Below are 6,258 nucleotides of genomic sequence, written 5' to 3'. Positions count from 1 at the left end.
CCGCAGACCAGGCCACGATTGGGAGCGTTCTCGCGCCAGGAAGCTGGCTCGGTTTTCATGAACATCATCGTGGAGCGCGGCTGATTGGCTGCGCCCAACCCGAAGGGCATTTTCACTAGCAACTCTCCACTCAGGCCCCAAGCGCTCGGAAAAATGAGCGTCCCCACCTGTCGTTTCGACCCGCAAATCTACGCCGCGTAGCCGCAAGACAGTTTCAGTCGGTACCTATCGGCCCGTCCACCGATGACACCATGATGACCGATTGTGGCAGACCTTGGACCCGATTGCGACCATGCTGAAAAAATTCTTAACCGCAAACTGAAGTCTGTGCGTATGCCGCGACTGACTTCACGTCACTGTCACAACTCGTATTGTAACTTGAAGTGCGCCGGACGAATTCATTCGTCTGAGGCTACCGGCTCGCTGCGGCTGCGCCGCCAGGCCAGGAACTCGTCGAGCACCACCAGTGCCGCACCGACCGAAATGAAGACGTCGGCGAGGTTGAAGATGGCAAAGGACCACACCGGCGTGTGGAACAGTATGTAGTCGATGACGTGACCGTAGACGGTGCGGTCGATGAGATTGCCGAGCGCGCCGCCGACGATCAGCGCAAAGCCAAAGCGTGAAATGACTTGCGCCGGCGTCGTGCGGATTGCCAGAATAGTCACGAAAGTGACGACGATCGCGGTCAGCGCGATGAGGCCGGTGTCGCCGACGCTGGAGAACATCGAAAAGGCGATGCCGGTGTTGTAGGTGCGGTAAAGTGCCAGGAAGGGCAGCACATCGACCTTCTCATGCATGACGAGATTGGCTTCGACGAGAATTTTGATCCACTGATCGAGCGCTACGGCCAATGCCGTTACAACGCCGTAGACTACTGCGGGTTTCACGGGGCGCCGTCTCCTAAAGTGTGAGCGCGTTGCGCCGGATCTCAAACAGCATGACGCCGGTGGCGACCGCGAGATTGAGCGAATCGGCACGGCCGGCTTGCGGGATGCGCAAAAGCTTGTCGCAGGCGTCTGCCAGATTGTCGGGCAAGCCCTGCTGCTCGTTGCCCATCATCAACAGAACTGGGCGGTTGCCGAAATCGACCGAACGATAGTCGACGGCACCCTTGAGATGCGTGCCGGCGACGGTGCCGGCAAAGTCCTTGCGCCAGGCAAGGAACGCCTCAGGATTGGTCTTGGCGACGGGAACTGCGAAGATCGAGCCCATGGTGGCGCGCACCGTTTCGAGCGAGAACGGATCGGTGGTCTCGCCAACGAGGATGATGCCCTTGGCACCGACCGCGTCAACGGTGCGGATAACGGTGCCGAGATTGCCGGGATCGCGCACGCGGTCGAGCGCCACCCAGACGTCGTTACCTCTAGGGCGAACGTCCTTGAGCGGCACGAAACGCTGGCTGAACACACCGACGACCGCCTGCGGGTTGTCGCGGCGGGTGACGGCCGTCAGCACTTTTTCCGAGACTTCGAGCACGTCGCCGCCCAAGGCGACGGTGCGCGCAGCGACCTTCTCCACGGCGGCGTTGCCGAGAGCGGACTTGGCGAAGATCAGAGTCTTGATCGTCCAGCCGAGATCGAGCGCGTCGATGACCAGCTTCAGCCCTTCGGCGATGAAGGCGTTCTGCTGGTCGCGGAATTTCTTCTGCGCCAGCGCCTTGATGTCCTTGACCAGCGGATTGGCCAGGCTCGTCACTTCCTTGACGCGTCCCGGCGCTCCGGTGCGGTGTTCGCTCATTTGGCTACCCAGCGCGAAAAGAGGGAAGTCGAAAGCGCGCGTCCGGCCGATTTCTCGCGGATGATCAGCTCGCCCGATTCGATGGTGCCGCCCATGCCGGCGAAGGTGTCGCGCATCAAGGCATGGATGGCGAAGAACGAGGCACGGATCGAATAGGCGGTCAAAACCATGGCCAGCGGCTTGGGCGTCAGGATCGAGCGGCAGATGTCGGTCAGCGTCGGCAGATGTTCGAACAATTGCCAGACTTCGCCCTTGGGGCCACGGCCATAGGCCGGCGGGTCGAACAGGATGATGTCGTAGCGGCTGCCGCGACGCTCCTCGCGCTCGGCGAATTTCATTGCGTCGTCGCAGATCCAGCGGATCGGCTTGTTGGCGAGACCGGCCATTTCCTGGTTCTCGCGTGCCCAGGCTATGGCCTTTTTCGAGGCGTCGACATGGGTGACCTCCGCACCGGCGCGCGCGGCGACCAGCGAGGCAAGCCCGGTATAGCCAAACAGGTTGAGCACCTTGACCGGGCGCTTGGCGTCCTCGATCAGCCTGGCCATGTGATCCCAGTGCGTCGCCTGTTCGGGAAACACCCCGACATGGCGGAACGAGGTGAAGCGGCCCTGATAATGCAGCCCGTCATGGCGCATCGGCCAGGTTTCGCCGAGTGGCATCTTGGGGAAACGCCAGCGGCCAAGGCCTTCTTCGTCGGTGTCGCCGGTGAAGACGGCGTCGGCGTTTTCCCACTGCCTGGGAGGCAGAGCAGGTTGCCAGATTGCTTGCCCTTCGGGCCGCACGATCCGGTACGGACCATATTGTTCGAGCTTGAGGCCCGCGCCGCTGTCGAGCAGCGCATAGTCGTCATTGGGCAGGACTTCGAGGATCAGCGGCAGGCGTTCTGCGGGCAGGGCGCCTTCGCGACGAACAAGCTTGCGCGGCTCGGCCCTTGGCTCTGGAGCCGCCTCTTGCCTGGGAGCAGGGCGATGCTCTTCACGGGCGCGCGTTGGCGCGGGCGCTGCGGCACCCTTGCGGGGCGGCTGAGGCCGGCTGTCGCGGCGCTTGTCACGCGGGTGCTTCAAGAAATTGTATCTCCGGGCTGTTGGCCGCTTTTGGCATACGGCCCAGAACTCCGCAACCGCAGCGGATGTCGCGCCGCCCCGGCGCATGGCCTTTCGGCGAGCGTGGCACGGCTCTATCGTGCTCTGCCCAGGATGAAACAAGAATCATGTCGCGCTCCGAACGCCTTCTCGACCTTATCCAGATACTGCGCCGCCATCGCAGGCCGGTGAATGGGCTGACCTTGGCCAGTGAGCTCGACGTGTCGATCCGCACGCTCTATCGCGACATCGCCACGCTGCAGGGGCAGGGCGCGCCGATCGAGGGCGAGCCGGGGATCGGCTATGTGCTTAAGCCCGGCTTCATGCTGCCGCCGCTGATGTTCACCGACGAGGAAATCGAGGCGATCGTGCTCGGGTCGCGTTGGGTCGCCAAGCAGCCTGATACACGCCTGTCGGCGGCGGCAACCGACGCGCTGGCCAAGATCGCCGCCGTGCTGCCCGAGGATCTGCGCGAGGAACTCGAYGCGACCACGCTTCTGGTTGGCCCCAGCCAAGCGTCGAGCCGCGAAAGCGTCGATCTTGGCATCATCCGCAAGGCGATGCGCGCCGAGCGCAAGGTCGAGATGACCTACGAGGACGGCAATGGTTCATTGTCCCGGCGCATCGTCTGGCCGTTCGCGCTTGCGTTTTTCGACAAGGTCCGGGTGATGGTGGCGTGGTGCGAAATGCGCCAGGACTTCAGGCATTTTCGCGCCGACCGCATTTCCGATCTCAACGCCACCGACACGCGCTATCCCAGGCGACGGCAGGCGATGCTCAAGGAGTGGCGGGCAACGCTCGACATGCCGAGAAGGCAGTAATCGCTACTGCCAGAATCTGACAGCGGTGCGACTTATGCTCTCCAAATCGAAACCTCTGGAGAGCAAAATGCGTACCCCCAATTTCATCATTCTCTATGTCGACCAGCCGCAGCAAAGCGGTGCGTTCTATAGCAAGCTGCTCGGTCGCGAGCCGGTCGAAGCGTCGCCGACCTTCGTCATGTTCGTGCTGGATGGCGGCTTCAAGCTCGGCCTGTGGTCGCGCCATACGGTGGAGCCGGCGGCAGTTGCAGCAGGTGGCGGTGCGGAGATCGTCTTTGCCCTCGACACGCCAGATGCGGTGAACGCTGCCCATGCAGAATGGGCTGGGCGCGGGCTGAAAATCCTCCAGGCACCGACCGATATGGATTTCGGCCGCAGCTTTGTCGCTCTCGACCCCGACAATCATCGCCTGCGCGTCTATTGCCTCGACGAAGCGGCGGTCACGCAGTCATGAGCACCGGCAACTGGCTCGCGGTGGCCTCGGCGGACCATGTCAGGCTCGGCCGGGCCCAAGGCTTCATGCAGGTCTGCCACGGCAAGGCAGCACCCTTGCGCCGCATCGCAGCCGGCGACGGCATTGTCTATTACTCGCCGTCCACTGTCATGGGCGGCAAGGACGGCCTGCGCGCCTTCACGGCTATAGGCCGGGTGCGGGAGGGCGATCCATACCAGTTCGACATGGGGGGCGGGTTCTGCCCGTTTCGGCGCAATGTCGTCTGGACGGCTTCGGACGAGACACCGATCGCAACGCTGCTTCACCGGCTCGATTTCACCGCCACCCGCAACTGGGGTTATCAACTTCGCCTTGGGCTTTGCATGCTCAGCGAACACGATTTCCGCCTGATCGCGGAAGCCATGGGCGCGGAGATGCGTCTCAAAGCTATCGCTTGAGCGCCTTGTAGACGGCGATGCCGGCGGCGAGATCTTCGAGTGCCGCACCCACCGACTTGAACAGGGTGATCTCGTCCGCCGACTGGCGGGCGGGTTTCTGGCCGCGGGCGAGTTCATGCAGGTCGGCGACGATGTCTTCCGCCTTGAGAACTCCTGCTGCAATCGGCTGGACGATGTCGCCGGCTTCCTTGGTCGCTCCGGCGCGGGTGTCGACATATACGCGCGACTTGCTGATCGCCGCGTCGTCGGCTTCGCGCATGCCGGGCGTGAAGCCGCCGACGAGATCGACGTGGCAACCAGGCTTCAGCTTCGCGCCCTTGACCAGAGGGAGGGTCGAGATAGTGCCGGCGGTGACGATGTCGGCCCAGCCAAGTTCGGCATCGAGGTCGGAAATGGCGGTCGCCTCAAAGCCTTCGCCGCGGAGCGAAGCGGCCAGCGCTTCGGCGTTGGCGATTGTGCGGTTCCAGATGCGAATCTGCTTGATTGGCCGCACGGCGGCGTGCGCGCGGGCCAGGAACTTGCACTGCGCGCCGGCACCGATCACCAGCAGTTTTGAAGCATCTTCGCGCGCCAGATAGGAGGCGGCGAGTGCCGAGGCACAGGCGGTGCGCCATTGCGTCAGGCGTGGGCCGTCCATCAGCGCCTGCGGCTCGCCGGTGACGCCGTTGAGCAGCAGATAGACGCCAACGACCGCCGGCTTGGCGACGTCGTTGTTGTCGGGCGAGACAGTGACGATCTTGACCCCGATATGCCCGTCGGTTCCAGCACCCGCAGCCTTGAAGTCGGTCCAGGCCGGCATCAGGAGCAGGGTCGAATCCGTACCCTCAGCGCGTTCGACCGTGTGGTGATGGCGCACTGGTTGCACCGCGCCTTCGCGGAAGGCGGTGCGCAATGTCTCGACCAATCCGGGAAAGGTCAGCGCCCGGTCGATGTCATCGGCCGAAAATTGCAGCATTGAATTCTCCCCGACGGCTTATCTAGTTGGAGCGCGGCAAGGCAGGGCCTTGCGCGACTGGCGGCCGCTGGGCCGCTGCCTGGCGCAGGCTTTCGGCTTCGAGCCCGCGCTGGCGCGCCACCTTGCGGTAGCGGCCCTGCTTGAGCCATGTCACGGCGCCGCCCAGGATCACGCCGAGCGCCAGCGCTGCAAACAGCAGCACAAACAGCGGCGCCTGGATGGTCAGTGCGGGATTGCCCGGGTTGAACGGGTCAAGCGTGAATGCGGTGGCGGCACGGTTGGCGACGGCAAGCGCGATAAGCACGATTGCCACCGGCACGAAGACGACGATGAGCATGAAGCGATTGAACATGGATATTCCCGTTTAAAGCCCCGCCGTTTGACCGCTCGCCGGCCTATTTCGCGGAGTTCAGCCGCTCGCGCAGCTCCTTGCCGGTCTTGAAGAACGGCACCCACTTTTCCTCGACCTCGACGGATTCGCCGGTGCGCGGGTTGCGGCCGGTGCGGGCGGGGCGGTTCTTCACCGAAAATGCCCCGAAGCCGCGCAGTTCGACGCGATTGCCGTCGGCAAGCGCATCAGTGATTTCGTCGAAAATGGCGCTGACGATGTTCTCGACATCCCGCAGGAAAAGATGCGGATTGCGTGTTGCAATAATTTGCACCAGTTCAGACTTGATCATATGCGCGGTCCCCGTCGTGATGGTTATGATTTTATTTGTTTTTCAGCCGCCTGACACGGCTTTTTCAGCCTGCCAGAGCGACAGCATAC

9 protein-coding genes are annotated in these 6,258 nt (G+C 63.2%); 3 read left to right on the top strand and 6 right to left on the bottom strand.

Going from position 1 to position 6,258, the window contains the following annotated elements; genetic code table 11:
• Nucleotides 1-398: 398 nt before the first annotated feature.
• The 3 genes from lspA to AC1DUU_RS20380 are packed head-to-tail and all read right to left on the bottom strand — an operon-like array spanning nt 399 to nt 2,804.
• Nucleotides 399-890, bottom strand: a complete 492-nt coding sequence (gene lspA / locus AC1DUU_RS20390; RefSeq protein WP_476785216.1) for a signal peptidase II — start codon at nt 888-890, stop codon at nt 399-401.
• 13 nt (nt 891-903) lie between these two features.
• Nucleotides 904-1,740, bottom strand: coding sequence for a TrmH family RNA methyltransferase (locus AC1DUU_RS20385; protein ID WP_476785215.1), 837 nt, complete (start codon nt 1,738-1,740; stop codon nt 904-906).
• The gene (locus tag AC1DUU_RS20380; RefSeq protein WP_476785214.1) at nt 1,737-2,804 is read right to left on the bottom strand and encodes an RsmD family RNA methyltransferase; all 1,068 of its coding nucleotides are present in this window, start codon (nt 2,802-2,804) and stop codon (nt 1,737-1,739) included. Before AC1DUU_RS20380 ends, AC1DUU_RS20385 begins: the two co-directional genes overlap by 4 nt.
• A 146-nt stretch (nt 2,805-2,950) precedes the next feature.
• Between AC1DUU_RS20380 and AC1DUU_RS20375 the strand changes: the two genes are divergently transcribed.
• From AC1DUU_RS20375 to AC1DUU_RS20365, 3 genes are all read left to right on the top strand, one after another.
• Nucleotides 2,951-3,643: a helix-turn-helix transcriptional regulator gene (locus AC1DUU_RS20375; RefSeq protein ID WP_476785213.1), complete on the top strand. Its 693-nt coding sequence runs from the start codon at nt 2,951-2,953 to the stop codon at nt 3,641-3,643.
• Nucleotides 3,644-3,710: 67 nt separating this feature from the next.
• Nucleotides 3,711-4,097, top strand: a complete 387-nt coding sequence (locus AC1DUU_RS20370; protein ID WP_476785212.1) for a VOC family protein — start codon at nt 3,711-3,713, stop codon at nt 4,095-4,097.
• Nucleotides 4,094-4,534 (top strand): EVE domain-containing protein, encoded by a 441-nt coding sequence (locus AC1DUU_RS20365; RefSeq protein WP_476785211.1) that lies wholly within the window; start codon nt 4,094-4,096, stop codon nt 4,532-4,534. Before AC1DUU_RS20370 ends, AC1DUU_RS20365 begins: the two co-directional genes overlap by 4 nt.
• On the opposite strand, the gene lhpI is transcribed toward AC1DUU_RS20365, so the two are convergent.
• The 3 genes from lhpI to AC1DUU_RS20350 are packed head-to-tail and all read right to left on the bottom strand — an operon-like array spanning nt 4,524 to nt 6,169.
• Nucleotides 4,524-5,489 (bottom strand): bifunctional Delta(1)-pyrroline-2-carboxylate/Delta(1)-piperideine-2-carboxylate reductase, encoded by a 966-nt coding sequence (gene lhpI / locus AC1DUU_RS20360; protein ID WP_476785210.1) that lies wholly within the window; start codon nt 5,487-5,489, stop codon nt 4,524-4,526. The two genes, AC1DUU_RS20365 and lhpI, sit on opposite strands and share 11 nt — an antisense overlap.
• Nucleotides 5,490-5,511: 22 nt before the next feature.
• Nucleotides 5,512-5,841 carry a LapA family protein gene (locus AC1DUU_RS20355; RefSeq protein ID WP_476785209.1) on the bottom strand — a complete coding sequence of 110 codons (330 nt, stop codon included), beginning with the start codon at nt 5,839-5,841 and terminating at the stop codon, nt 5,512-5,514.
• Nucleotides 5,842-5,884: 43 nt separating this feature from the next.
• Nucleotides 5,885-6,169 carry an integration host factor subunit beta gene (locus AC1DUU_RS20350; RefSeq protein ID WP_055981346.1) on the bottom strand — a complete coding sequence of 95 codons (285 nt, stop codon included), beginning with the start codon at nt 6,167-6,169 and terminating at the stop codon, nt 5,885-5,887.
• Nucleotides 6,170-6,258: the final 89 nt, after the last annotated feature.

The sequence above is a fragment of the Aminobacter sp. P4_H6_2 genome (assembly GCF_056400805.1).
This window is presented reverse-complemented; position numbering and strand designations above follow the sequence as displayed.